Source organism: Hymenobacter sp. HDW8 (assembly GCF_011305775.1).
Taxonomy (GTDB): domain Bacteria; phylum Bacteroidota; class Bacteroidia; order Cytophagales; family Hymenobacteraceae; genus Hymenobacter; species Hymenobacter radiodurans.
On sequence record NZ_CP049907.1, the window covers coordinates 4,493,280 to 4,519,106 of the forward strand.

21 protein-coding genes are annotated in these 25,827 nt (G+C 55.8%); 10 read left to right on the plus strand and 11 right to left on the minus strand.

Going from position 1 to position 25,827, the window contains the following annotated elements; all coding sequences use genetic code 11:
* Nucleotides 1–27: 27 nt before the first annotated feature.
* The 9 genes from araA to dinB all read right to left on the minus strand — a co-directional run bounded on the left by araA (nt 28) and on the right by dinB (nt 13,639).
* Entirely contained in the window at nt 28–1,518 is a 1,491-nt protein-coding gene (gene araA / locus G7064_RS19140) for an L-arabinose isomerase (RefSeq protein WP_166074851.1), read from the minus strand.
* 151 nt (nt 1,519–1,669) lie between these two features.
* Nucleotides 1,670–2,371 (minus strand): L-ribulose-5-phosphate 4-epimerase, encoded by a 702-nt coding sequence (locus tag G7064_RS19145; RefSeq protein ID WP_166074852.1) that lies wholly within the window; start codon nt 2,369–2,371, stop codon nt 1,670–1,672.
* The gene (locus G7064_RS19150; protein ID WP_166074853.1) at nt 2,368–4,125 is read right to left on the minus strand and encodes a ribulokinase; all 1,758 of its coding nucleotides are present in this window, start codon (nt 4,123–4,125) and stop codon (nt 2,368–2,370) included. The genes G7064_RS19145 and G7064_RS19150 overlap by 4 nt, the downstream gene beginning before the upstream one ends.
* Before the next feature lie 45 nt (nt 4,126–4,170).
* Complete coding sequence (locus G7064_RS19155) at nt 4,171–5,373, minus strand: aldose epimerase family protein (protein ID WP_166074854.1); 1,203 nt, start codon at nt 5,371–5,373, stop codon at nt 4,171–4,173.
* A 263-nt stretch (nt 5,374–5,636) separates the two neighbouring features.
* The gene (locus G7064_RS23340) at nt 5,637–5,765 is read right to left on the minus strand and encodes a hypothetical protein (RefSeq protein ID WP_410505512.1); all 129 of its coding nucleotides are present in this window, start codon (nt 5,763–5,765) and stop codon (nt 5,637–5,639) included.
* Nucleotides 5,726–7,348, minus strand: coding sequence for a family 43 glycosylhydrolase (locus tag G7064_RS19165; RefSeq protein WP_166074856.1), 1,623 nt, complete (start codon nt 7,346–7,348; stop codon nt 5,726–5,728). Before G7064_RS19165 ends, G7064_RS23340 begins: the two co-directional genes overlap by 40 nt.
* Nucleotides 7,349–7,436: 88 nt before the next feature.
* Nucleotides 7,437–8,966 (minus strand): RagB/SusD family nutrient uptake outer membrane protein, encoded by a 1,530-nt coding sequence (locus G7064_RS19170; protein ID WP_166074857.1) that lies wholly within the window; start codon nt 8,964–8,966, stop codon nt 7,437–7,439.
* Nucleotides 8,953–12,198: a SusC/RagA family TonB-linked outer membrane protein gene (locus G7064_RS19175; protein WP_166074858.1), complete on the minus strand. Its 3,246-nt coding sequence runs from the start codon at nt 12,196–12,198 to the stop codon at nt 8,953–8,955. Before G7064_RS19175 ends, G7064_RS19170 begins: the two co-directional genes overlap by 14 nt.
* 403 nt (nt 12,199–12,601) lie before the next feature.
* On the minus strand, nt 12,602–13,639 hold the full coding sequence (gene dinB / locus G7064_RS19180) for a DNA polymerase IV (protein WP_240935897.1): 1,038 nt from the start codon (nt 13,637–13,639) through the stop codon (nt 12,602–12,604).
* A gap of 197 nt (nt 13,640–13,836) precedes the next feature.
* On the opposite strand from dinB, the gene G7064_RS19185 reads away from it, so the two are divergent.
* From G7064_RS19185 to G7064_RS19225, 10 genes are all read left to right on the plus strand, one after another.
* Nucleotides 13,837–14,058 (plus strand): Kazal-type serine protease inhibitor family protein, encoded by a 222-nt coding sequence (locus G7064_RS19185; protein ID WP_166074860.1) that lies wholly within the window; start codon nt 13,837–13,839, stop codon nt 14,056–14,058.
* Nucleotides 14,059–14,314: 256 nt separating this feature from the next.
* Nucleotides 14,315–14,986 carry a (2Fe-2S)-binding protein gene (locus tag G7064_RS19190; protein WP_166074861.1) on the plus strand — a complete coding sequence of 224 codons (672 nt, stop codon included), beginning with the start codon at nt 14,315–14,317 and terminating at the stop codon, nt 14,984–14,986.
* Nucleotides 14,987–14,989: 3 nt separating this feature from the next.
* Nucleotides 14,990–17,488 carry a xanthine dehydrogenase family protein molybdopterin-binding subunit gene (locus G7064_RS19195; RefSeq protein ID WP_166074862.1) on the plus strand — a complete coding sequence of 833 codons (2,499 nt, stop codon included), beginning with the start codon at nt 14,990–14,992 and terminating at the stop codon, nt 17,486–17,488.
* Between the two features lie 56 nt (nt 17,489–17,544).
* Nucleotides 17,545–18,420, plus strand: coding sequence for an FAD binding domain-containing protein (locus G7064_RS19200; RefSeq protein WP_205711146.1), 876 nt, complete (start codon nt 17,545–17,547; stop codon nt 18,418–18,420).
* 11 nt (nt 18,421–18,431) lie between these two features.
* Nucleotides 18,432–18,566 (plus strand): hypothetical protein, encoded by a 135-nt coding sequence (locus G7064_RS23345; RefSeq protein ID WP_410505559.1) that lies wholly within the window; start codon nt 18,432–18,434, stop codon nt 18,564–18,566.
* A gap of 159 nt (nt 18,567–18,725) precedes the next feature.
* Nucleotides 18,726–18,968 (plus strand): hypothetical protein, encoded by a 243-nt coding sequence (locus tag G7064_RS19205; protein WP_166074863.1) that lies wholly within the window; start codon nt 18,726–18,728, stop codon nt 18,966–18,968.
* Nucleotides 18,969–18,976: 8 nt separating this feature from the next.
* On the plus strand, nt 18,977–20,170 hold the full coding sequence (locus tag G7064_RS19210) for an XdhC family protein (RefSeq protein ID WP_166074864.1): 1,194 nt from the start codon (nt 18,977–18,979) through the stop codon (nt 20,168–20,170).
* Nucleotides 20,155–20,823, plus strand: a complete 669-nt coding sequence (locus tag G7064_RS19215) for an NTP transferase domain-containing protein (RefSeq protein ID WP_166074865.1) — start codon at nt 20,155–20,157, stop codon at nt 20,821–20,823. The genes G7064_RS19210 and G7064_RS19215 overlap by 16 nt, the downstream gene beginning before the upstream one ends.
* Before the next feature lie 62 nt (nt 20,824–20,885).
* Complete coding sequence (locus G7064_RS19220; protein WP_166074866.1) at nt 20,886–22,268, plus strand: MFS transporter; 1,383 nt, start codon at nt 20,886–20,888, stop codon at nt 22,266–22,268.
* A gap of 128 nt (nt 22,269–22,396) precedes the next feature.
* Nucleotides 22,397–22,915 (plus strand): DinB family protein, encoded by a 519-nt coding sequence (locus tag G7064_RS19225; protein ID WP_166074868.1) that lies wholly within the window; start codon nt 22,397–22,399, stop codon nt 22,913–22,915.
* Nucleotides 22,916–23,012: 97 nt separating this feature from the next.
* Here G7064_RS19225 and G7064_RS19230 read toward each other — a convergent pair whose 3' ends face one another.
* On the minus strand, nt 23,013–24,677 hold the full coding sequence (locus G7064_RS19230; protein WP_166074869.1) for an amidohydrolase: 1,665 nt from the start codon (nt 24,675–24,677) through the stop codon (nt 23,013–23,015).
* A gap of 228 nt (nt 24,678–24,905) precedes the next feature.
* The gene (locus tag G7064_RS19235; RefSeq protein WP_133273344.1) at nt 24,906–25,679 is read right to left on the minus strand and encodes an AMP nucleosidase; all 774 of its coding nucleotides are present in this window, start codon (nt 25,677–25,679) and stop codon (nt 24,906–24,908) included.
* Nucleotides 25,680–25,827 lie beyond the last annotated feature (148 nt).

Below are 25,827 nucleotides of genomic sequence, written 5' to 3' on the forward strand. Positions count from 1 at the left end.
TAGTAAGGATTTGGGAAAGTAGCGAAATTATCGGCCGCCATAAGCTACTTCGTTGTAGCGCAACTCATTTTTAAATGTGCGCAACTTGGTATCGTCATCTATCAAAACGTATTCGATACCGGCCATCTCGGCAAAATCCTCTAAATATTCAGCCGTCAAATTTTGGCTGTAACCCGTGTGGTGAGCACCGCCGGCCAGAATCCAGGCCGCCGCACCAACTGTTAAGCTTGGTTTTACTTTCCAAAGCACGCGAGCTACGGGCAGCTTGGGCAGGTCTTGCTCGGGCTCTACAGCTTCCACTTCATTCACCAGCAGCCGGAAACGATTGCCCATGTCTACGATGGTCGCATTGAGCGCCGGACCGGCGGGGCAATTGAATACGAGGCGCACTGGGTCAGCTTTGCCGCCAATGCCGAGAGGGTGTACTTCGCAGCGCACTTTACCCGCAGAAATAGTAGGGCAAATTTCGAGCATGTGGGAGCCTAGCACTTGATTGTTGTTGGGGGCGAAGTGATAGGTGTAGTCTTCCATGAAAGAATTGCCCCCCGGTAGGCCGGCGCCCATCACTTTCATCGCCCGCACCAACGCGGCCGTTTTCCAGTCGCCCTCGCCGCCGAAGCCGTAGCCCTCCGCCATCAGACGCTGGGTAGCGATGCCCGGCAGCTGCGCCATGCCATGCAAATCTTCGAAGGTGTCGGTGAAGCCTTTCGCGCCGTTATCCTGCAAAAACTTGCGCATGCCGGCCTCAATGCGGGCCGCCTCGCGCAGCGACTCGCGCTGACTGCCGCCGTTTTTCAGCGTTTCGGCCAACTCGTATTCTTGCTCATAGGTTGCAAGCAACTTATCAATTTGGGCATCGCTCACGGCGTTGATAACTGCCACCAAGTCACCGATGCCGTACGTATTCACGGAGTAGCCAAACTTGATTTCGGCTTCTACTTTGTCGCCCTCAGTTACGGCTACGTAGCGCATGTTGTCGCCGAAACGGATGAATTTTGCCCCCTGCCAGTCAGCCCAGGCGCAAGCCACGCGTGCCCACACGTTCAGGCTCTGGTGCACGGCTGGATCCTGCCAATGGCCCACTACCACTTTGCGATTCAAGCGCATGCGGGTGCCAATAAACCCAAACTCCCGGTCGCCGTGCGCCGATTGGTTGGTGTTCATGAAGTCCATATCAATATCGGCCCACGGGATGTCGCGGTTGAACTGGGTGTGCAGGTGAGCCAGTGGCTTCTGCAGAATCTTCAGGCCGTTGATCCACATTTTGGCCGGCGAGAAAGTGTGCATCCAGGCAATCAACCCCATGCAATTTTTGGTGGTGTTGGCTTCCTGCATGAGCTGATAAATCTCATTGGGACCCGTCAAAACCGGCTTATAAACGATTTTGATCGGTAGCTCCGTGTTTAGGGCCGCCGCAATCTGCTGAGAATGCTGCGCGACTTGCTCCAGCGTTTCGGGGCCGTAGAGGTGCTGGCTACCCGTAATAAACCACGCTTCGTAGTGGGAAATGTCAATCATGATGGGAGAGAGTATACTTAGAGATTTTGTCATGCAGAGGCGGAGCCGAAGCATCTCGCGTGTTTAGTAGGGTTACTAATCCTGCGTCAGCACGCGAGATGCTTCGCTGCGCTCTGCATGACGTTCTTTTAGGGTGAATAGCAGGCAATTGCTATGACTGTCCGTAGTAAGAATTCACGCCGTGTTTGCGGTCGTAGTGTTTCTGAATCAGCGCGTCTTTCAGGCGTGGCACGTCGGGGCGAAGCGTGCAACTGAGGTAGGCCATGCGAGCTACTTCTTCCAGAACGGCGCTGTTGTACACGGCTTTCTCCACGGTTTTGCCCCAGGTAAAAGGCGCGTGGTTGCTGAGCAGCACCATTTCCACCTCAGTAGGGGAGAGGCCACGGCGCTGAAACTCATTGAGGATCTGCCAGCCGGTTTGGTGCTCGTAGTCGCCGGCAATCATGGCGTCGGCCATGGGCGGGGCGCAGGGAATGTCAGCGGTCAGGTGGTCGGCATGGGTAGTGCCCAGAATGGGAATATCCAGTTGGGCCTGCGCCCAAGAGGTAGCGTAGGTAGAATGCGTGTGCACAATACCGCCAATGTGGTCCCAATGGTTGAAAAGCACCGCGTGCGTCTTGGTATCCGACGAGGGACGCTTGGTGCCTTCCACCACTTTGCCCCCCAGACTCATAATTACGATGTCCTCAGGCCGCAAGGTGTCGTAGGGTACACCGCTGGGCTTGATGGCGAATACGCCCTGCTCCCTATCCACGACGCTGGCGTTGCCGAAGGTGAACAGCACCAGCCCGAGCTTGGGGAGCTGCATGTTGGCCTCGTAGCAGGCCTGTTTTAGATCCTGATACTGGCTCATGCGTTAGCGGGGATGATATGTTCGGCGTCTCGGGATTCGGTGGGCTCGGGTGCGTCATCTTTGCCCCCCAGCGTTACGGATTCCACAAATTGACCGAAAGTTTTGTACTCGGCGTAGCGGCGCTGATAGTCGGCCACGCGCGCCGGATTCGGTTCGTAGGTTTCGGCAAAGCCGCTGCCCATAACCCGCTGCGCGGTCAGCACATCAGGGTGCACACCGGCGGCCACGGCCGCGTACATCGCCGAGCCTAGGGCTGGCGCCTGCTCGGAGGTAGCAATCTTGATAGGCCGGTCGAGTACGTCGGCCAAAGTTTGCATCACGAACTGCGACTTTTTCGCCACCCCGCCGATACCGATAACCTGCTTAATTGGAATACCTTCCTGCTCAAAACGCTCCACGATTTGCTTGGAGCCGTAGCATATGGCCTCAACTAGCGCCCGGAATATCTGAGGAGCGCTGGTGCCCATGGTCAGGCCCATAATGGCACCTTTTAGGGCTTGGTTAGCATCGGGAGTGCGCCGTCCATTCACCCAATCCAAAGCCAATACAGACGATTCTTCGGGGTCAACTTCAGCGGCAGCTTTGGTTAGCTCAATTAGCAGCCGGTCGCTCATTTCTTCGCGCAGGGCCTCCTGCTGCTCAGGCGTCAGCACCTTCGATTGCGGCAGGAGCGTGAGTAGTGGCCACTCGATAATCTGGCGGAACCAGGCCAGCAGATCACCAAAGGCCGATTGGCCCGCTTCCAGACCCAACATACCCGGAATTACGGAGCCATCTACCTGGCCGCAAATGCCTTGTACCAGCTTGTCGCCTACCTCAGCGCTGGGCGCTACCACGATGTCGCAGGTAGAAGTGCCCATCACCTTTACCATGGAGTAGGCCTCAATCTCGCCAGCTACAGCGCCGGCGTGGGCGTCGAATGAGCCCACGGCAACTACCGTATTGGTGGTCAGGCCCAGGCGCTCAGCCCACTCGGCGGACAAGTTGCCGGCGGGTTGATCGGCGGTAAACGTATCCTGGTAAAGATGCCCGCGCAGCAACGTTAGCTTGGGCTCTAAGTGAACGATAAACTGCTCCAGCGGCAACCCGCCCCAGCTCTCGTGCCACAACGCTTTGTGGCCAGCAGCGCAGCGGCTGCGCTTGAAGTCATGCAAATTGCCCCCCGTGAGCTGTAGCGTCACCCAGTCGCAGTGCTCCATCCAGGAATAGGCGGCTTGAGCTACGGCCTCGTCCTCGCGCACCACGTGCATGATCTTCGCCCAAAACCACTCCGACGAGTAGATACCGCCTTCGTACTTGGTATAATCCTCGCCGCCCCAGGTACGGGCTTTGTGGTTGATTTCGGCGGCCTCGGCCAAGGCTGTGTGGTCTTTCCAGAGCACAAACATGGCGTTGGGGTTTTCCTCAAAGCCAGGCGTCATGGCAAGGGCGGTGCCGTGCTCATCCACGGCGCAGGGCGTTGAGCCGGTGGTATCTACGGCTATGCCCACAATTTGCTCAGCAGGCACCTGTTGAGCTACCTGCCGGATAGTGGTTTCCAGCCCTTCGATGTAATCCAGCGGGTGCTGACGGAACTGGTTGCGGGCGGGCTTGCAGTAGAGCAGCTTTTTCCAGCGGGCGTAATAATGCACTGCCTGAGCCACTTCGGCCCCAGTACGGGCATTCACCAGCAAAGCGCGCACGGAATCGGTGCCATAGTCGACTCCGATAACGTAGGCATCTGCTCCCGAATCAACGGATTGAGAATTTTGCACGATAGAGATAAATAAATCAGTTTCCAGGTAAAGTTGCAGGCCGAATTACTTGCGCACCCCAAACTGATGCACCGTAGACGTGCGCATGGTTTCGCCCGGCTTCAGGATGGTATTGGGGAACTTAGGCTGATTGGGCGAATCGGGAAAATGCTGGGTCTCCAGGCAGAAACCGCCATTTTTCACGTATTTGGTGCCGCCTTTGCCCGTGAGGGTGCCATCCAGAAAGTTGCCGGTATAAAACTGCACGCCGGGCTGGTCGGTGGTGATAGTCATGGTGCGGCCTGAAGTTGGCTCGTACACCATCGCCGCCTGATGCATGCCGCTGCCAGTGCCCTTCAGCACCCAGTTGTGGTCGTAGCCGCCTTCTACCTGCCCAATCCGCTCACCGACGGCGTGAGGAGTCGTAAAGTCGAAAGGAGTACCCGTCACGGGGCGCAGTTCGCCCGTCGGAATCAGTCCGGCATCTACCACGGTGTAGCGGTCCGCATCAAGGGTTACCTGATGGCTCAGGATGTCCTTGGCCGTGCCATGGTTGAGGTTGAAGTAGCTATGGTTGGTGAGGTTGACGGGTGTGGCCTTATCGGTGGTGGCCGTGTAGTCGATGCGGAGCGCGTCATCGTTGGTGAGCGTGTACACTACCTGCACATTCAGGTTGCCGGGGTAGCCTTCTTCGCCGTCTTTGCTGGTGTAAGTCAGCGTCAGGTTTTGGCCGTCGGCCGAGCTGCCGGGCTTGGCTTGCCACACTACTTTATCGAAGCCTTTCACGCCGCCGTGCAGGTGGTTGGCGCCATTGTTTGTGGCCAACTTATACTCCTTGCCATCCAAGGTAAATTTGCCCCCCTTGATACGGTTGCCATACCGCCCGATCAGTGCGCCGAAATAAGGACCTGATTTCACATATTCCGGGCTCTGGTAGCCGCTCACGTTGTCGAAGCCCAACACGATATCGCCAAGCTTGCCACTTTTGTCCGGCACCAATAAGCTGGTCAGCGTACCGCCATAATTGGTGATTTTGGCTTGCAGACCGTGCGAGTTGGTAAGGGTGTAGAGTTGGACTTCCGTCCCATCGGTCGTCTTACCGAAGGAAGTAGCGGTTGGGGTCATAGCGGTGGAGGCTGTTTGGGTGGAGTCAGCGGCGGCGCCGGAGTTGGCGTTTTCAGTGCTAGAGGGTTGCTGGTTGCAGGCTACCAGAAGAAGTACGCCGGCCAGGTTTCCGCCTAGCAAAGAGTTGCGGGAAAAAGATTTCATAGCGGGAGAAAAAGGGGGTTTAAATGGGCGATAACCCTAGGTGGAAGGTTAAGCAGGGAGTAGCGAAACGGTTGAGCAAGTACCACTGCCGGGGCGTTAGTTTACTACTAAATTGCTAGAGATAAATCTCTTGGAGCAAGCTGATAGGTACTAACGAGGGTAGATTATGGTAAGAGCAGCTTCAGATTTGGTATGTAAAGTAGAAAGAGTTGTTGAATTACACAATCGTTTGTGTCTTTGGCTCTCTACTTCACAGCCCCGCTCTACTCAACAGTCACCTTCTGATTCATGCGCTTACCCGCCTGCTGCACCTGCACCAAGTATACACCCGGCGCCAAAGCCGCGTCTATCGCTACCTTTTCCTGCTGGGGGGCAAATTTGCTTTGGTACACTGACCTGCCCTGTAGGTTGAAGATCTGAATCGTGACAGCACCGCCCATTTTTTTGCCCCCAGCTCTACTGTAAAGCTTCCTCGGATAGCTGGAATAGGGTAGATACTTACTTCCGTTAAGAGCGCTGGAGTACTGGCCGCAGTAAGTGTGCCCACTGGAGCCAATGTCCAACGTTGGCATGCGCATCCATTATAGTCCCAAAGGCCGAGCTGTATACCGGCCACCGCAGAAGCCGAAGGCACTTCCACCACCCGATTACCATTAACAGACGCGAAAACCAAGGTGCCATCGTTGGCCCGCTCCAGGCGAAAGCGCTGGCACGTTAAGCCATTATCGGTGAAGAGCTGCAGCTTGGCCCCGGCGTCGGGGGAACAGCCCGATACATCGGCGGCGAGGCTGCCCAGCGCATTGGTTATTTTGTACTCGCCGTTGCCCAGCGCCGTGAAATCCCATTGCTGGCAGGTCAAGCCTGATTTCGTGCCCTGCGCAATCATCTGGCCCGATACGCCAGTGCAACCCCAGGCATCCCACACAAGCCCGCTGTTTTTGTTAGCAATTTCATAGCGGCCCGGCTTCACCCAGTCGCGGCTAATGACGGGCCAATCGGTGGCGTCCCAGGTCAGATTTGCCAGCCCGAGCTTGGGGTTGCCGTTGTCATCCCGATCATAATAGTGGTGTGAAACGTAGCTGACGCCATTTTCCTCAAACACACCAATATGGCCCGGCCCAATGTAGCGACCCGAGGAGTTGAGCACAGTTGTGCCGCCGTTGTTATTCAAATCGACCCCATTCTTGTCGAGAAAAGGCCCGGAAGGCGACGACGACCGCCCAACCTGCGCGAAGTAGGTACTATTTGCCCCCCGGCAGCAGGCACCACGGTTGATAAACAGATAGTAGAAGTTGCCGTGGCGCATGATGTGGGCCGCTTCCACGTCACCATTGGCCACGCTAAACTCGGTGGTGCCTTGCAACTTGCCCGTGCTCGGGTTAAGCTGCGTGGTGCGCAGGCCACCGAAAAACGAGCCATAGGTAAGCCACACATTATTATTTGCATCCCGAAATACGGCCGGATCGATGGCATTGGCGCTGCTGCTGGTGGTAGTTGAAATGACCTCGCCTTGATCCACCCAGCGGTAGTTGGGGCTGCTGGGGTCCAGCGTCACGTTGGTAGCCAACCCGATGGCCGATACCTGAGAGCCGAAAGTAGAGCAAGAGTAGTACAGATGAAATTTTCCGTTCATGTAGAAGCACTCGGGCGCCCAGAAATTGCCTTGAAAACCTGGCACCTTGGTATTGATCCAGCTCGGATAGGCATTGTTGACGAATACTGCGCGCGGCCCTGGGGTCCAGTTAATGAGGTCCGTGGACGACATACTGTAAATACCCTGGCCGGTGGCAAACACCCAATACCGGTCGCCATCCTTAACAATGGTAGATGGATCGTGCAGCCCCGTAAGCCCCTGCAAAGCGTAGGCTTGGGCACTGATACACCCACACAGAGCTACCAACAGACAGCGCAGCCATAGTCGGGAAACGAAGTGCCGCGGATGGCAGAAGTTCGTCTGGGGGGCAAAAACACGCATAGCAACCACACTTAAGTATGTATCAGACAAAAACAGCCGCTCCAGCGGTGGGCCAGAGCGGCTGTTGGTCTAGTGATGAATCAATCGCTTAGTAGCCAGGGTTCTGTTTGAGATTGGGGTCGATACCTAGGTCGCGGCGCGGAATGGGCAGGAGCTTAGAAGTGCCCAAACGGAAGTTGGTGAAGTCCGTATCGCGGGTAATGAGCTCATTAATTCCTGCCTGATTATCCATCAGGCCCCAGCGCAGGATATCGAACCAGCGCGTGCCTTCACCGGCCAGCTCTTTAGCCCGTTCCGAATAGATAGCCTGGAGCATGGAGGCTTGCGTGAAAGTACCCGTGAGAGGACGCAGATCGACGCGGGCGCGTACCCGATTGACCAAGGGAAGCGCAGCGCTTATCTGACCGAGTTGGGTCAGCGCCTCCGCTTGCATCAGCAGCACATCGGCGTAGCGAATAACGCGGTGGTTAATGCCCGACGAAAAGTTCTCGTCCGTGCGGGTGCGGTCATTCAGATACTTGCGCCAGTACTGCTGGTTGGGGTTCCAGTTCCACTGCTGAAAGGTGCGGCCATAGAAGCGGTCGGGGTTGCCCGAGTGAATGATGCTGATGTCACGCCGAGGGTCAATCATGTGCTTTGTTGTGCTGCCTGGCGCAAACCCTACTGTCGAATCCGTGTAGGCGTTGAGTAGCCAGCGGCGGGGCTGCACGTCGGCAAACGTAGGACCGGGAGGGCCAAAGAAGTTGGGGCGGTCATGGCTTTCTGAGGCAGAGCCGTTGTCTTGTCCCTGACCAACTTCCAGCACTGAACCCGTAAACTGCACCTCAAACACCGACTCGCGGTTGTTTTCGTTCGTGTCGGTGAAGTTGTCGAGGTAATTAGGCACCAGGTCGTATTGGCCCGAGGCCGCAAGCTGCGTGAACAGCGCCGAAGCCTCTGCCCACTTGCGCTGCTGCATGTACACTTTAGCCAATAGTGCCTGCGCTGAGCCTTTCGTTGCCCGGCCCTTGTCGTTGTTGCCGTATGAAAGCGGCAGGTCAGGAATAGCTGATTGCAGGTCGGCAATTATCTGCGCTTCTACTTCAGCCTGCGACACTTGGGGCGCCCGGGCATTCACGTCATTTGGCTCTTCCAGAATCAGTGGCACATTACCGAAGAAGTAAGCCATATCGAAGTACGACAGCGCCCGCACAAACTTGGCTTCGGCCACCAGCTGCTTTTTCAGCGTCTCATCCATGGTAATGCCCGGCACGCGGCCAATTACCTGATTCGTCCGGTAAATCGTCCGGTAGTAGTCGTTCCAGGCAAACGACGAGATAAAGAAGTCCACGTCGGGCTGAATGAAGCGCGTAAAGTTGGCCAGCTCTACGAAGGGGCTCGCGCTAAACGACTCATCGGAGCGATGGGCCATAAAGTGCCAGCTGCGGTAGTAGCAGGCAAACTGCTGCAGGCCTGAGTAGCTTGCAAATACCCCCTTCACAGCATCACTCTCGTTTTGCCAGAAATTGTCCTTAGTGGGAGCATTCGGGTTGCTTTGGTCCAGTAGATCCTTCTCGCAGCCCGAGGTCATAAACAGACCGCTTGCGAGTAGAAGCGTGATTATTTTATTGCTTTTCATCTAAGTAAAGAAAACGATTTGGGTAGGGCACAGCTGAGTCTGCAACGCCCCGTCGTGATTTAGAAGTTGACCTGAATGCCCCCGTGAAGCTGCGCACATTGGGGTAAGAGCTGATATCGACGCCGCGGCTGTAGAAGCCTGTGCCAGTAATCTCCGGATCAAACCCTGTGTAATCGGTGATGGTGAATACGTTGCGGCCGGTTACATACACGCGTACGCTGCCCAGACTAGGTACTTTGCTGGTCAGTGACTGAGGCAGGGTATAGCCAAGCTGAATGTTGCGCAGCCGGATGTACGACCCATCTTCCAGCCAGCGCGTGGTGTTGAAAAGGGAGTTGGAAGCAGCTGCTAAGCCCAGGTTGCCAGCACCGCCACCCTGCAGCAGGCGAGGAGTAGAGGAAGAAGGGTTCTCCACGGACCAGGGCTCTACGTCGGCGTTGTAGTTATTCGGGCCAGCATACCCTTCCAGGTCTCTGCGGGCTTGGTTATAAATCTTGTTGCCGCTCGCTGAGTTGAAGAACACCGACAGATCAAAGCCTTTGTAGCCAGCGTTCAGGTTCAGGCCCATCAGCAGATTAGGAATGGATTTGCCCGAGTACACGGCGTCGCTATTATTAATCCGACCGTCATCGTTGGTGTCGCGGTAGCGCACGTCGCCGGCGGAAGCGAAGGGCTGAATAACGGTGCCGTTGGAGCTCTTATAATTAGCTACCTCATCTGGCGACTGAAAAATGCCGTCGAAGGGAATCAAGTAGAACTCGCCGAGCGAACGACCTACTTCCGAGCGAGTCAGAAGCTCGCCGCCCTCCAATACCTGGCCTACAACGGGTAGGGAGGTAACCTCGTTTTTAACAGTGGTAAGAGTAAAGTCGGCGCCGTAGGTAAAGGCGTTCTTGTTTTCGTGGTAGCCTAAAGCCAACTCGAAACCCCGGTTTTCGATATCACCAGCATTCTGGAATAGCGTAGCGCCAAAGTGACCCAGATAAGTAAGCACCTGCACTGGAGCCAAAGCGTTGCGGGTCTCGGAGATGTAGTAATCAGTGGAGAGTGTGAGGCGGTCGTCAAATAGACCAAGGTCCAGACCGGCATCTTTCGTGTACCGTTCTTCCCAGCGAATATCGGGGCTAGGCAGCGCCAATTGCGAAGAGCCGTTTACAATTCGTTGGTCAGTGCCGATTACGTAGTTAACATTTTGCCCTACAATAGCTTGCGTTAGGTAGCTGCCGCCGGCGGCGCCAGCTACGGCATCGTTACCATTCGCACCATAGCTAGCGCGTAGTTTCAAGTTGTTGACTTGTGGCAGGGAGTTCTTGAAGAAATCCTCTTCGCTGATGCGCCACCCAATCGAGGCAGCACCGAAGTTGCCCCAGCGGTTATCCTCCGTGAAGCGGGAGGAACCGTCGCGGCGTCCGCTGACGGACAGCAGGTAGCGGTTTTTGTAATCGTAGGTAGCCTGCGCGAAGAAGGAGCGCTTCGTGTACTTGTATGAGGTGCCCTGCACAACTCCCACCTTTGGGGCGGCGCTCAGCTCAAAGAAATATTGCCCCCCAGCAGGCGTATACCCCTGTCCGCCCGCTTGGATGTTGTGCGCCCGGAAGCTCTGCTCCGAAACACCTACCAGCGCATTCACCGTATGGTCGCCCAGGCGCTTGTTGAAGTTCAAGGTGTTCTCTCCCAATAGGAAGAGGTCATAGCCTAAAAACTCATTAAGCGACGAGGTATTGATGCGGGTGTTCTGCCGCAGGATACCAGACTTCTGGGCATCCGCATTGCTGTAAGTATGGCCATCTCCGGCCACGTTCAGGCGGTAAGTCAAAAAATCGAAGAAGGAATACTCGGCGCTGATGTTACCCGCCAGGCGGTTGTCAGACTGCGTACGCTGCAGCAACTCCTGGGCACCAATTGGGTTGGTGGCAAATGTGTTCAGAATGGGCGAGCCGGTACCATACCCCCCTTCATTGGCCGGGTCATACACCGGAATGCTGGGTATTATGGTCAGCACGTCGATGAAAGGATTGCCGTTGAGCAGGGTTGCGCTCAAGTGCGTCAGCTGCACATTCTCCTGTAGACGGAAGCGCCCACGGGTGAGGCCAGAGTTGAGGCGTAGGCTATAGCGCTGAAAATCGGGGCCTTTTACGATGCCTTCCTGATGAAAGTATTCGCCCGAAATCAGGAAGTTGGTAGCGTTCTTCTCCCCTGCGGAGCCGCCAGAGAAAGACAGGTTGTAATCTTCGACCCGGCCCGTCTGGAAAAACTCCTTTTGCCAATCGGTATCAATATCGGGGTTGAAAGCTCCACCTGGTCCTTTCACGGCGCCAGCCAAGCTGTTTTGGCCGTTATTCAATGGATCTAAGCCCGCATTCCGGTAAGCAATAACGGCCCGGTCGGCCCATTCGCTAGCGTTGGTCAGGTTATATTGCTTGTACACGCTTTCAACGCCCGTGTACCCATTGAAGTTAATAGATGGAGCACCAGCCTTGCCCTTTTTTGTGGTAATCTGAACTACACCATTTGCGCCTCTGGAGCCATAAACTGCGGTTGAAGAGGCATCTTTCAGCACCGTCAAGGACTCAATATCATTCGGATTCAGATCCCTGATATTATCCGTCCACAGCCCGTCGATTACATATAGCGGCCCGCTGCCGGCATTACCCAGCGTACCAATACCCCGGATGTTAACGATGGGTGCCGCGCCGGGGCCACCATTGCCAGTAACCTGTACGCCGGGCAGACGGCCTTGCAGGGCTTGTGTAGCCGTAGCTACTGGCGCCTTGTTTGCCTCTTTTACGTCGAGGCTGCTCACGGAGCTACTTACATTTTGACGGTCTTCTGTTAAGTAACCAACTACCACGACCTCGCTTAGCGCCTTGGCATCTGGAGCCAGGCCTATATTAATAGTGGTACGGCCGCCTACGGCAATTTCCTGCGATGTGTAACCTACGTACGAAATGACGAGGGTGCCATTGTCGGGGGCGGTTAGGGTATAACTGCCATCAGCACCCGTTTGCGTGCCATTGGTGGTGCCTTTCACCACCACGTTCACGCCCGGCAGGCCTTCTCCATTTTCGTCTGTCACCCGGCCATTGATGGTCACATCAGGCGTTTGGAAGGTGAGTGAGCTTGCCAGGAAATTAGCGTAAGAAGCCGCTGCTGCCGTGTAGGGCTGAAAGGGCAGGCAGCAAAGAAGAGCCGGAATAGCGAACCGACTCAGTTTGGGTACAGGCTTTTTCATGAAGTGGGGAATGGTGGGGATGAAAAATAATAAGATGCACAATCGATTGTGTCAAGCTTCATTCACAAACGATTGTGTAAAAGCTCAAAAAAAATGTGTGGCTACTGGCCTGACATCACCGGGCTACAAGGGCCAAATCAACTCGCAATGACGTTATGAGGGCATTCATAAGTTAGTAGAGAGTTGTGATGTTGGGCGAAATTCTTGTTAAGAGTACTATAAACTCCAACAATTTGCAAATAAAATCATGTGCTTTTACCGAAATAAGACCTTATAAATTGACCGATCTCAATCGATTGAGGTAGGTAATGGATGAGCCTGACAAGCGGAAAAGCCCCCCAGCGTAGAGATTTAGGGTTTTTGGAGGAGATACTTTCTCGTTTTCATGTATCTACGCTGAATCCTAAAAAATTAGGGCTAATTGTCGGCCAGCAACTTCTTCGATATCCAGATTTGACAGAGACACGCCCAGTAGTCGGACGCCTTGGGATAAGGGAAGCAGGCCGGTTAGTAGTTCTAAGCTTATCTGCTCGAGTATGGCTTTGGAATGAACAGAGGTTAGGGCTGTACGGCTGCGCGTGACCTGCTGGAAGTCAGCGTATTTTACTTTCACCGTAATTGTGCGGCCTCTGGTTTCGGTGCGCTCACAATACTCCCACACCGATTCTATGCAGGGGGCAATTCCTGCTACTAGTTCTTCATACCTGGCCAAATCCTGCTCGAATGTGGTTTCGGAGCCTACGGACTTACGAATCCGGTCGGCTACCACGGGACGGTTGTCCTGCGCACGGGCAATAGCATAGTAGTAGCTGCCCGATTTGCCAAAGTTCTGGCGTAAAAATGCCTCCGTTTGTTGGCGCAAATCGAGGCCGGTAAAGATGCCCAGCTGGTTCATGCGGGCCGCCGTAACCGGGCCGATACCGTGGAACTGCCCCACGGCCAAGCTTTCAACCAACGCCAGGCCCTGATGTGGCCGAATGACAAATTGCCCGTTTGGCTTGCGGTAGTCGGAGGCTAACTTGGCCAGAAACTTATTGTAGGAAATGCCGGCCGAGGCTGTGAGTTGCGTTTCGGCTAGAATAGCAGCACGTATCTGCTGGGCTACCTGCGTAGCGGATGCTATCTGCTTGAGGTTTTGAGTGACGTCCAAGTAGGCCTCATCCAGCGAAACTGGCTCGATTAGCGGCGTGTATTCGGCAAAAATGGCTCTAATCTGCCGCGAAACTGCTTTGTATACATCAAAGCGGGGCTTGACGAATACCAATTCGGGACATTTGCGCAGCGCTACCGAAGATGCCATGGCCGAGCGTACGCCAAACTCCCGCGCTTCGTAGCTGGCCGCCGCTACTACGCCCCGCTGCCGCGAACCACCTACGGCTACGGGCCGGCCGCGCAACGCTGGGTTGTCGCGCTGCTCCACGGAGGCGTAGAAGGCATCCATGTCTAGGTGAATGATTTTGCGATATTCGGGCTGGGGCTCCACTGCTTCGTTACTCTGCTTCCACGAAGATACAGCCTGTAAAGGGAGGTGCCAGCGGCATGTTTCTTATTTTATCTGGGCATGAAACCATCGTGAATGCAACCTGGGGGGCTTTTTTAGGCTCCACTAAGTACTTCCACCTCAGCCAGCTCAGAACCATGAAAAATGTATTATTCTGCTTCCTGCTAGTTAGTCTGATGGCCTGCAACTCCGACTCAGATCCGGACCCGAATTGCATTGACAAAGACAAAATCAGTTCGGGGCCATGCCCTGCGAATGTAGATCCGGTGTGCGGCTGCGACGGCAAAACCTACAACAACGCTTGCGAAGCTGGCCGAGCGGGTGTCATTTCCACGACGCCTGGCCCTTGTCAGCGTTAGCAAATAAGCGCCAATTAGTCACAGAAAAGCCTGACTCTAGAGTCAGGCTTTTCTGTGTGCGAGTGTTTTCAATCAGCTGCTAAATGTAGCTTCAAGGTATTTCTGGAATGATCTGTTTATCTTAGTCATAGCTGATCAACCTTCGTATGGTAAGCAATATCCGTGGCTGAACTGACCTGCATTGCTGAGGCCTAAAAAAGCCCCCCAGCCGTTTGGACGCGTATTCTACTCAAGCGCTTTCTTATTTCTAAGCTAGATGAAAGATCCCGAAGAGAACATTGAACAAAGTGCCAACGCGGGCCGGGGCCTGTCGCGGCGCGGCTTCCTGAAAGGTGCAGGCATCACGGCGGCCGGGGGCGTGCTTATGACCAGCGGCATTGCTGGCTTGTCGGGGGCGGAGGCCGCCCCGGCGCCCGACACCGTCGGTCCAGGGCGCACTAGCATCACGCTCAAGATTAACGGCGACAAGAAAAAAGTGGCTATTGAGCCCCGCCAGACGCTAGCCGAAGTGCTGCGCGTAGAGTTGAACCTGACGGGCACCAAAGTAGTATGTGACCGGGGTGCCTGCTCGGCTTGCACCGTGTGGCTCGATACTACGCCCGTCAACTCCTGCATGACCCTGGCCATTGAAGTAGGCAAGCGGGAAATAACGACTATCGAAGGCTTAGCCAAAAACGGCAAGCTGCACCCTGTGCAGGAAGCTTTTGTGGTTCATGATGCCAGCATGTGCGGTTTTTGCACGCCGGGCATGGTCATGAGCTGCGCTAGTCTCCTGCAGCGCAACCCTAAGCCTACACTCGAGGACGTGAAAACGGCTACCAGCGGTAATTTGTGCCGGTGCGGTACGTATCCGAAAGTATTTGAGGCGACGCTGGCCGCGGCCGGCATTGCTTACTCCCAAAATCAGGCTCAGGCCGCCAAAGGATAGATTATGGCCAGCTACCGTAAACTCAAAAAGTCGGCGAAGAAGGAGGGCAAGTTCGCCGCGCTTGCCGCCGCGCTTGCTGCTCCGGCTATCGGTTCGGCCGCGCCAGCCGCTACCAAGTCGCTGACAATGCCAGTGGGCATTCCGGGGGTGAATCTGAAAACCATCAGCCGCGAGGTGCCGGCCGATGAGCCGCCCGTGCTGGCCGTAAATGACAAGCTCAACGTGCTGGGCAAGCGTACCCGCCGGCTCGACGCGCATTTGAAAGTGACAGGTCAAGCCAAGTATACCTATGATGTGAATCTGCCGGGGATGCTGTTTGGGCGCATGTACCGCTCGCCGCATCCGCACGCCACCGTAAAGAGTGTGGATACCAGCGCCGCCGAGCGCTACCCGGGCGTGAAGGCGGTGTATATTATTGAAACGGTGATGGGCTCTGCCATTGAGCGCGACCCCAACCACAAAAACCCCAAAGTGCAGTCTACGGGGGGCAAATTTCCGAAGGTGCGCTACGTTGGCCAGCCCATTGCGGCCGTGGCCGCTACCACCCAGCAAGCCGCTGATGAAGCTGCCCGCCTGATCAAAGTAGACTACGAGCTGCTGCCCTTCGTGACCGATATGGACGAGGCCCGCAAACCCGACGCGCCGCTGGTGTACGGTGGCAAACAGGTAAGCATGGAGGAAAGTGGTGGCGGCGGCGGCGCGGCGGGTGGCTTGCCCCAGAAAGGCAACGTGCGCGGCCCATCCACGAAAAGCATGTTTGGCGGCTCGCGCGGCGACGTCGAGAAAGGCTTCAAGGAAGCCGAAATCATTGTAGAGGGCGAGTTCAGAACCCAAGTGCAAACCCACGCGCCGCTGGAAACCCACGGTATGGTAGCCGACTACCGCCCCGACGGCCTGACCGTATACCTCTCCACGCAGGACACTGCCGGGGCTCGTAGCGAAATGGCCGAGCTATTCAAGCTGCCCAAAACGCAGGTGCGCGTCATCACCGAGTTTATGGGTGGCGGGTTTGGGGCCAAATATGGGGCCGGTAACTACGGGGTAGCCGCCATGAATCTGTCGAAGAAAACGGGGGTGCCTGTGCGTATTATGTTGGATAGAAGGGAAGAGCATGTTGCCGTGGGTAATCGGCCCAGTACGGTGCAAACATTGCGCATTGGGGCCAAAAAAGACGGTACGCTCACGGCTATGCAGCTGGTTAGTCATGGGACTGCGGGTGTGGGCCTGGGCGCGGGCGTGGGCTGGATTGCGGAAACCATGTATCTGACCAACCCCAACTTCAAGGGCGAACAATACGACGTACTGACCAATGCCGGACCCGGTGCGGCTTTCCGTGCGCCGGGTGCCCCGCAGGGGGCATTTGCCCTAGAGCAGCTCATTGATGAGCTGGCCGAAAAAGTTGGCGTGGATGCCCTAACCTTGCGCGACAAAATTGACAAGAGCGAGATGCGCCGCGAGCAGCGACGCGTAGGCGCTGAGCGTTTTGGCTGGAGTAAGCGCCAAGCGCCCGGCGCTTCGCCCGGCGTGGTGAAGCGCGGGATGGGTGCGGCTCAATCGGAGTGGGGGCGCTTTATTGATATGGACTCGTCGTGTGAAGTGCGCTTACATCAGGATGGCTCCGTGGAGATTATGTCGAGCGTGCAGGACCTCGGCACGGGCATCCGCACGGTGCTGGCCCAAGTTGTAGCTGAAGAATTGGGTCTGCAACCCACCGACGTAACCGTGCGCATCGGCGACACGAATTATCCGCCTGGCCCAGGCTCGGGTGGCAGCAAAACCACCGGCTCCATTACGCCGCCCGCTCGTACGGCCGCTTATAAAGTTGGTCAGCAGCTGCTGGCCGCCGTGGCACCGAGTATGGGTGTGGCTGCTAGTGAGTTGGCGTTTGTGGGGGGCAAAATTGTGGCGAAGGGCAACGGCGGTAAAAGCATCAGCTTCCGCGAAGCGGCCCAGAAGCTCCCAACCCAGCAAATAGCAGCCACAGAAAAGCGCAAGGACGACTACGGCGGCTTCTTTCGGCCGGGCATTTCCTTTGGTCAATCGGGCGGAATTCAGTTTGTGGAAGTGACCGTAGATACGGAAACAGGTTACGTGAAAGTGGAGCGCGTAGTAGGCGCCCACGACTGCGGCCGGCCCATCAATCCGCTGGCGCTGGAAAGCCAGATCAATGGCGGAATTTTGCAGGGCATCAGCTGGGCGCTGTACGAAAACCGCCACCTGGACCGCAACTACGGCCACATGATGAACGCCAACCTCGACCAATACAAGATTCTGGGCTCGCGTGAGGTACCCCAAATCGACATCATCATGGTAGAGGAATACACGGCTACCAGTTCAACCGATGCGCTGGGTATTGCCGAATCTGCGAACGTAGCCACCGCTGCGGCCGTGGCTAATGCGGTGTATAACGCCATTGGCGTGCGTATTTACGAGTTGCCCATTACTCCGGAGCGGGTTCTGAATGCGCTGGCCAGATCCAAACAGAAACTAGGCAAGGTATAGCTTAGGCTACTTCACTTCCTACCTAGCAAATACTGCCTACTTAACGACTTAGCACGATGAACGCCTTTCAATGGACCGACGCCACAAGCGTCAAGCAGGCTACGGGCCAAAACACGACGCCGGTAGCCGACGCAATGCTGGTGAATGCCAAGCCGGAGTCGGCCACCATCTTCAAAGCTGGTGGCGTAGACGTGCTGGATTTGATGAAGGAGCACGTGTTGGTGCCCGCTCGCATAGTAGGGATTGGCAATTTGCCTAAGCTGGATGCGATTCGCAATGCCGGCAAAGAAGGCACGCACCTTGGCGCTTTGGTCACCTTAGCTCAGCTAGAGCGCGATGGCGACCTGCAAAAAGACTTCCGCGCCCTTACCGAGGCGGCCAGCCACGCGGCTACGCCCCAAGTGCGTAATGCGGCCACGCTGGGGGGCAATATTATGCAGCGTCCGCACTGCTGGTATTTCCGTAACGAGAATTTTAAGTGCCTAAAAAAAGGCGGTACCGTTTGCTTCGCGAACCAGCCTGGCGCTGAGAATAAGTACCATGCCATCATGGGCAACGCGGTGTGCTCGGCGGTGCATGGCTCCAGCATCAGCACAGCATTGGTGGCCTTTGGGGCGCAGGTGGAATTGACTGGTCCGCAAGGTGTGCGGCGCGTGCCGCTGGAGCAATTCTTCGTGACGCCGGATAAGGATGTGAAACGCGAAAACGCTATTCAGGCCAATGAGCTGATTACCGATGTGCTGCTGCCCGCGCCCGCGGCTGGTACTGGCTCGTGGTATATCAAATTCGGGGAGCGGGAAAGCTACGACTGGGCACTGGCCGACGTTGCCGTAGTGCTGGAGCAGCAAAATGGCCGCTGCACCAAGGCGAGTATCGTGCTGGGCGCCGCTGCCCCGTTCCACTGCGCGCCACCGCCGCCGAAGCCGCCTTAATTGGTAAACCCATAAATGAAGAAACCGCCCGCGCCGCCGGCCAAGCAGCGACTGCCGGTGCTACGCCCCTAGAACACAATGCTTATAAGGTGCCGATTTTTGCCGCCATCGTGAAGCGCGCTATCCTAAAAGCCGGGGAGGCGTAGGGGCCTCAACCCCTAGCCCCTTCTCCTAGGGGAGAAGGGGAACTAGCTTTAGTTTCTAGCAAACTAGTTAGTATTAGCCATCTAGTTATTAGAACTAGTCCCCCTTCTCCCCTAGGAGAAGGGGCTAGGGGTTGAAGCGCCGTTGAATAGCTTATTTATATGCCTACTTATATTCCCATTGAATTCGAAAACCACACGGGGATCTGTCGGTTTTTGCGTAGCAAAACTGGCTTAGGTACGAATGAAGGAGGAGAGCAGCCCTGGCTTTTAGTCGACGGAATGACCGCCACTTGTTGGTGTTTGCGTACAATGGAGTCGTTCGGTCCGGATGATGAGGTGGCGGAAGCTGCTGAGTGCCGCGTAGGCCGGGTATGTTATGAGGCGGCTGATGCTGAACAATAAGTTATTTTATGAGTGAAATACGCCGTTTACTTGCTGCCTACGACGCTTACCGTGCGGCTGGCCAAGCGTGCGCGCTGGCCACCGTGGTGCATGTAAGTGGCTCAGCTTACCGACGGCCGGGTGCGCGCATGTTGGTGACCGAAGATGGGCAGCTGACGGGTGCAATCAGCGGTGGTTGTCTGGAGGGAGACGCCCGGCGCCGGGCCCGTCAGGCCATTGTGCGTCGCCGGCCAGCGCTGGTCACCTACGACTCTATGGATGAGGAAGAAGACGTAGAGCACGGGGTGAGTTTGGGCTGCCAGGGAGTTATACAAATTCTGCTGGAGCCCCTCGATGTTGACGATCCAGCGAACCCCTTGGAAATGCTGCGCGTGTGCGCCCAGCAGGAGCAAACGGCCGTGCTCATAACTGCCTTCAGCCTGACCACAAATACGGAAGTGCAAGTGGGAGAGCGGCTGCTATTGCTGCGTGATGCTACCAGTCACGGCACGCTCAGCTTCGAAGCCGATACAGCGGCGCAACTATTGGAGCACGCGCACCAAACCCTGCAAAGTGGCCGGTCTGCTACCGCCGACTACGATACGGTAGCGGGCACACTGCGGATATTTTTGGAAGTAATTCAGCCTGCTGTGCGCGTTACGGTATTCGGAGCTGGTAATGATGTGCAGCCCCTTGTGCGCCTGGCCGCGAGTTTGGGTTGGCTGGTGCGCGTTGTGGATGGACGGCCGGGACAGGCCACCGCCACGCGCTTTCCTGAAGCGGAAGAGGTATGCGTAGTAAGCTTCGACCAACTCTCAAATTTGCCCCCCACGCAGCAGTTCGCCCTGCTGATGACCCATAATTACCACTACGACTTAGCGGCACTGCGCTATTTGTTGCCCACCGCTACACCGTATATCGGCTTATTAGGGCCCCGCAAAAAGGCTGATCGGCTGTTGGCGGAGTTGGAAGAGGAAGGCTTGCAGCCGACTCAGCGCCTCGTGCCGCGGTTGTACAGTCCGGTGGGGTTGAATATTGGAGCGGAGACGGCGGAAGAAATTGCGCTGTCCATCGTGGCCGAGATGCAGGCGGTGCTCAGGGGACGTGCGGGGGGCTTTTTGCACCAACTCGACGGCCCAATTCATGAGCAGACACCCGTGCTTCGCTCTTCCCTGGTACCAGTGGCAAATGCAACGGTTGCGGCCTCATGCTCTCTGAGTTAACTGCTTCCGCTGCGACAAGCTCCGTCGCTCTGATCTTGTTAGCTGCTGGGGCATCAACTCGGATGGGGCAAGCCAAACAACTGCTATACTTCCAGGGCCAAACCCTTCTACGCCGCGCCGCCGAAACGGCCGTGGCTACGGGTTGCCAGCCGCTGATGCTGGTAACGGGTGCTTTGCATGAGGAGCTAGTTGCAGAAATTGATGATTTGCCCTTCCTCGTTACCCGTAATCCTGATTGGGCGGCGGGCATGGGCTCCTCCATCCGGGCCGGGCTGGCTGCCTTGGAAAAAGCCCCCCAGCCGCCTTCAGCTGTGCTCATCATGCTCTGCGATCAGCCGTTGGTTACGCCAGCGTTATTGCTGACAATGATCAAGCAACAGCAAGCGAGTCAGGCGCCGGTAGTGGCCTCTGCCTACGGCGGTACCCTGGGTGTCCCAGCAGTTTTTAGTGCCGATTCGCTCCCTGCACTGCGCCAATTGGGGGGGCGGAGGGTGCGCGGCAAGTTATTGCTAGTTATGGTAATTCTGCTGGTAGCGTGCCGTTTCCGGGGGGCGTTTTTGATGTGGATACGCCCGCCCAATATGCCTCTTTGCTGGAAAATGACATGGGGGAGCAAGCTGCGGAGGATTCAGATTTGCCAGCTGAACCACTAGTGTAACCCGGACTGCGCGAAAACCCATTATCTTGCCCACTACCATTTCCTTTCCTTGATTTTATGCAGCAAGCTGCCGTGGCTACTTCGGCCCCAGTCGAGAAGAATAACCCCCGTACTACCAATGGCTGGGCCATGTACGACTGGGCCAACTCGGTGTACCCGCTGGTAATTACCAGCACCATTTTCCCCATCTACTACGGCTCAGTAGCTGTGAATGAGCGGGGTGAGGATGTGGTTAACTTCTTGGGTTTCAACCTGCCGGGCTCCTCCCTCTATACTTACGCCATTTCCGCGTCATTTCTCATTATCGCGGCGCTTAGTCCCATTCTCACCGCCATTGCCGACTTCTCAGGCCGCAAGAAGCTCTTTCTGCGCTTCTTCTGCTTTCTGGGCGCAGCCTCGTGTGCGGGCTTGTTTTTCTTTACCCAAGCCACGTTTGGGCTATCGATAGTGCTGCTCATGTCGGCCACCGTTGGCTGGGCGGGTAGCATTGTGTTTTATAACTCCTACTTGCCTCTCATTGCCACTGAAGACCAATACGATAGGCTCTCGGCCAAAGGGTTTTCGCTTGGTTACGTGGGTAGTGTTATTCTGCTGGTGCTGAGCCTGGTAATCGTGCTCAAGCCCGATCTGGTTGGTATCGATCCGGCGAATAAATCGTTACCGCCGCGCATCTCTTTCCTGTTTACGGGCTTGTGGTGGGCCATTTTTGGGCAGTTTGCGCTTTCCCGTCTGCCCGCTGATACCGGTCGCCCCGACCACATGCCTGCCGCGCAGGGCAATTTCCTGCTCAATGGTTTCCACGAACTAAGTAATGTGTGGCAGCAGATCAAGCAGTTGCCCATGCTCAAGCGCTTTTTGCTGGCTTATTTCACTTACAACATGGGCGTACAAACGGTGATGTACGTAGCCACAGTGTTCGGCGATAAAGTTCTCAAGCTGGAGTCGCAGGCGCTGATTATCACCATCTTGCTGTTGCAGGTAGTCGCTATTCTGGGGGCCTATTTGTTTGCCCGCCTGTCGGAGGCCATTGGCAATACGCGGGCGCTAAGCTGGTCGGTGGCCATCTGGGCGCTAATCTGCGTGGCGGGCTATTTTGTGCAGGCTGGCTGGAGCTTCTACGCCCTGGCCTCCGTCATTGGCCTGACCATGGGCGGCATACAGTCCCTTTCGCGCTCTACGTATTCCAAAATCATCCCCGAGGATACCCCCGATACGGCTTCCTACTTTAGCTTCTTCGACGTGACCGAAAAGCTCAGCATCGTGATTGGCACCGCCGTTTTCGGCATCATCTCCCAAATCACAGGCAACATGCGCAACAGCATTCTTGCCCTGATCGTGTTCTTTATTCTGGGTCTGCTTTTCCTGTTCAGAATGCGCGGCCAGAACCTGCGCCCTGATGCTGTCACTACGGAAGCGCCACTAAACCAATCTGTCCTGTAGAAGCGCGGTTTTCGGCTTGGTAACGGATCAATAAGCCCTATCGTGTTCGAGCAATGAGCCTGATGGGTAGACGCGCACAAGCGTCTCTACGCCTTTGTATCTAGTTTTCTTACTTTTCAATCCATCCCATGCACACATCTTCTCTCCAGCAAAACATCCTCGCTGAGCTCGATCATGAGTTGGTTACGACCCGCAAAATACTGGAACGGGTACCCTTCGAGCAGGCCGATTACCAGCCTCACCCGAAGAGCATGAAGCTGGTACAGCTGGCATCACACGTGGTAAATCTGCTGGCGTTCAAAACTCTTTTTGTTGAGCGTGATTCGCGCGATTTTCTAGACAAAAACGCCCCAAAACCAGGACCTACGCCGACTTCCAAGGAGGAGTTGCTGGCCCGCTTCGACAAGTATTCGGCAACGTTGCGCAAAGCCCTGAGCGAATCCGACGACGAGAAACTAACTCAGCCGTTTAAGCTCCATGCTGGCGACCAAGTATTAATGGAGCGCCCCAAAGGTGCCGCTCTGCGCATTATGGGTCTGAATCACAGCATTCACCACCGCGGCCAGCTTAGCGTATACCTGCGCTTGCTCGATATTCCGGTGCCGGCCATGTACGGCTCTAGCGCCGATGAGCAAGGGTGGAGTTAATCGTAAACGTCGCCACAAAAAAGCCCCCCAGATACAATTCTGGGGGCTTTTTTGTGAGTTTAATGCTTGATGGACTCCCGCAATAATGAAATAAGCACTACTTCTTTATCGAGAATACTTGCTCACCGGCAATCCAGGTTTGCTGCACTTGTGCACCACGCAGTTCGGGTGCCGGAGCCGTGAGCAAATCCTTGTTGAGCAACACAAAATCGGCGGCCATACCGGGCTGAATGCTACCTTTTTGCTTGTCTTCAAAGGCGGCGTGGGCAGCCCAAGTGGTCATACCACGTAGGGCGTCGGGGCGAGAAAGAGCGTTTTCGGGTTGGAAACCGCCTTCTGGGTAGTTCTTCGCATCTTGGCGGGCAACAGCAGAATGAAAACCGAAGAGGGGATTGATATCTTCCACGGGAAAGTCGCTGCCTAGGGCTACTTGGCCGTACTGCTTGCGCAGTTCCTCAAAGGCATAAGCCGTTTTTACGCGCTCCGGCCCCAGTCGCTCGCCCGCCCAGTACATATCGGAGGTAGCATGGGTGGGCTGCACCGAGGGTACAATTCCAAACTGCCCAAATTTACCCATATCGGCCGGCGTGATTACTTGCGCGTGCTCGATGCGCCACCGCCGGTCTTTCTGCCCCTTCAGCGCTTCTCCATAAATGTTGAGAATGATGCGGTTGGCCGAGTCGCCGATGGCGTGGGTGTTCATCTGGAACTTGCTGGCCGCAATTTCTTTAGCTAGCGCCCGGTATTCCTTTTCAGTAGAAAGGAGGAAGCCGGTTTCTTTTGGCCGGTCGTGGTAGGGCTCTACCAAGCAAGCACCACGCGAGCCCAGGGCGCCGTCGGCGTACACTTTAAAGGAGCGCACCGTAAGCCGGTCATTCTCTATGGGGCCGTTTTTGAAGTAGAATTGCTTGTTAGCGGCCGTAGGGTTGAGCATCGCATACAGGCGCAACTTGAGCTTGCCTTGTTTCTGCAAAGCTTCCATCTGGTCGATGTTCGCTTTGTCCAGACCGGCATCGGCGAGGCTGGTGAGGCCCACGGCTACGCATAATTGCTGCGCTTGCAGCAGAGCGGCGTTGGCTTCCGTTGCGGAAGGCTCGGGAATTTTAGCCGACACTAGGTCTACAGCATTATCTACCAACAAACCAGTGAGTTGACCTGTTACGTCGCGGCCAATAACGCCCCCACTGACGGGCGTGCTAGCCGTAACGCCAGCTAAGTCTAAGGCCTTCTGATTCACGATGGCGGCGTGTCCATCTACGCGCGTGATGAGCACGGGCACGTTGGGAAACAGCTTATCCAGCGTGTCTTTGGTCGGAAACTGTTTAGTGGGCCAATCGTTCTGGTCCCAGCCGCGGCCAATCAGCCACGCGGCCTGGGGGTACTGCTGCCGCTGCCGTTGTAAGGTGCTCACCACGTCGCCCCAGGAAGTAGTGCCCACCAAATCGGCGAAGCGCAAGCCCAAGGCATAGCGGTAGAAGTGGCAGTGCGCATCATAGAAACCGGGGTAGATAAATTGCCCCCCAGCGTCTACTTCCTGCTTACCCTTATACTTCTGCCGAATTTCGTCAGCCGTCCCGACGGCCAGAAACTTGCCATCCTGTACAGCAAAGGCCTGAGCCTTAGAAAACGCCGAATCGACGGTGTACACGGTGGCGTTGTACACCACTAGGTCGGCGGCTTGCTGCTGGGGGGCATTTTGACAACTACTGAAGCCTGCCAGCAACGGCATCAGCAAGAAAAGCGGGCGTAAAAGTCGAATCATGTAGGCAAGTTAAGGCACGCCGCAAAATGTACCGCGATATCTACTTGGCGCCGGGAAGTTATTAAGCGATAAAGACTGTAAAAAGAACGTCATGCAGAGCAGAGCGAAGCATCTCGCGTGCTGATATTAGGTTGGTAATCCTACTACCGCTGCCGAGATGCTTCGCTCTGCTCTGCATGACGTTCTTTTTAGAATGCCAGCTGTAAAAAGTGACAATTCTTTATGCGTCTACTCAAAGCGCATGTGCTTCACCGATTCGCCGGAGTTTTTCAACTCAATCAGCGAGTCAATACCGATCTGTAGATGCGTGTGCACGTACCCAAGCGTCACTTTTGAGTCGCTTTCGGCCGTTTTCACACCTTCGGGCGTCATCGGGTTATCGCTCACCAGCAGCAGGGCGCCATGGGGGATCTCATTGATAAAACCCACCACGAAAATGGTGGCCGTTTCCATATCCACGGCCATTGCCCGAATCTGGCGCAGGTATTCCTTGAAAGCTTCATCGTGCTCCCACACGCGGCGGTTGGTGGTGTACACAGTGCCGGTCCAGTAGTCCTTTTCGTGCTTCTTAATCATCGACGACACGGCCCGCTGCAAACGGAAGGAGGGAAGAGCCGGAATTTCCGGAGGCAGATAGTCATCGGAAGTACCCTCGCCGCGAATAGCCGCGATGGGGAGAATCAGGTCGCCGAGCTTGGTCTTGCTCTTCAAGCCGCCGCATTTGCCCAGAAACAACGCTGCTTTAGGCTTAATGGCCGACAGCAAATCCATAACGGTAGCGGCCATCGGTGAGCCCATGCCGAAGTTGATAATCGTGATACCGTTGGCCGTAGCCGACTGCATCGGCTTATCTAGTCCGCGCACTTCTACGTCGAACTGCTCGGCGAACATATTCACGTAATTGATGAAGTTGGTAAGCAGAATATACTGCCCGAACTCCTTGAGTGGCACACCAGTATAACGCGGCAGCCAGTTCTCCACTATCGCGGATTTGTCCTTCATAGGGTGGGGGTAAATGGTGGAATTTTGAATTGAAAAGATGAAGCAACTGAACAGCTTCCCGTTCGCTTACTTGCTTGTTCACAAACTGATACAAAAAAACCGTCGCACTTTCGAACGACGGTACAGCGGATGAAAAGCGGAAGCAGTG

What these genes read in the sequence shown, in the direction of transcription:
- araA (WP_166074851.1), bottom strand. Translation starts at nt 1,518, where the DNA reads ATGATTGACATTTCCCACTACGAAGCGTGGTTTATTACGGGTAGCCAG.
- G7064_RS19145 (WP_166074852.1), bottom strand. Translation starts at nt 2,371, where the DNA reads ATGAGCCAGTATCAGGATCTAAAACAGGCCTGCTACGAGGCCAACATG.
- G7064_RS19155 (WP_166074854.1), bottom strand. Translation starts at nt 5,373, where the DNA reads ATGAAATCTTTTTCCCGCAACTCTTTGCTAGGCGGAAACCTGGCCGGC.
- G7064_RS19165 (WP_166074856.1), bottom strand. Translation starts at nt 7,348, where the DNA reads ATGCGTGTTTTTGCCCCCCAGACGAACTTCTGCCATCCGCGGCACTTC.
- G7064_RS19170 (WP_166074857.1), bottom strand. Translation starts at nt 8,966, where the DNA reads ATGAAAAGCAATAAAATAATCACGCTTCTACTCGCAAGCGGTCTGTTT.
- G7064_RS19175 (WP_166074858.1), bottom strand. Translation starts at nt 12,198, where the DNA reads ATGAAAAAGCCTGTACCCAAACTGAGTCGGTTCGCTATTCCGGCTCTT.
- dinB (WP_240935897.1), bottom strand. Translation starts at nt 13,639, where the DNA reads ATGGATGCCTTCTACGCCTCCGTGGAGCAGCGCGACAACCCAGCGTTG.
- G7064_RS19185 (WP_166074860.1), top strand. Translation starts at nt 13,837, where the DNA reads ATGAAAAATGTATTATTCTGCTTCCTGCTAGTTAGTCTGATGGCCTGC.
- G7064_RS19190 (WP_166074861.1), top strand. Translation starts at nt 14,315, where the DNA reads ATGAAAGATCCCGAAGAGAACATTGAACAAAGTGCCAACGCGGGCCGG.
- G7064_RS19195 (WP_166074862.1), top strand. Translation starts at nt 14,990, where the DNA reads ATGGCCAGCTACCGTAAACTCAAAAAGTCGGCGAAGAAGGAGGGCAAG.
- G7064_RS19200 (WP_205711146.1), top strand. Translation starts at nt 17,545, where the DNA reads ATGAACGCCTTTCAATGGACCGACGCCACAAGCGTCAAGCAGGCTACG.
- G7064_RS19205 (WP_166074863.1), top strand. Translation starts at nt 18,726, where the DNA reads ATGCCTACTTATATTCCCATTGAATTCGAAAACCACACGGGGATCTGT.
- G7064_RS19210 (WP_166074864.1), top strand. Translation starts at nt 18,977, where the DNA reads ATGAGTGAAATACGCCGTTTACTTGCTGCCTACGACGCTTACCGTGCG.
- G7064_RS19215 (WP_166074865.1), top strand. Translation starts at nt 20,155, where the DNA reads ATGCTCTCTGAGTTAACTGCTTCCGCTGCGACAAGCTCCGTCGCTCTG.
- G7064_RS19220 (WP_166074866.1), top strand. Translation starts at nt 20,886, where the DNA reads ATGCAGCAAGCTGCCGTGGCTACTTCGGCCCCAGTCGAGAAGAATAAC.
- G7064_RS19225 (WP_166074868.1), top strand. Translation starts at nt 22,397, where the DNA reads ATGCACACATCTTCTCTCCAGCAAAACATCCTCGCTGAGCTCGATCAT.
- G7064_RS19230 (WP_166074869.1), bottom strand. Translation starts at nt 24,677, where the DNA reads ATGATTCGACTTTTACGCCCGCTTTTCTTGCTGATGCCGTTGCTGGCA.
- G7064_RS19235 (WP_133273344.1), bottom strand. Translation starts at nt 25,679, where the DNA reads ATGAAGGACAAATCCGCGATAGTGGAGAACTGGCTGCCGCGTTATACT.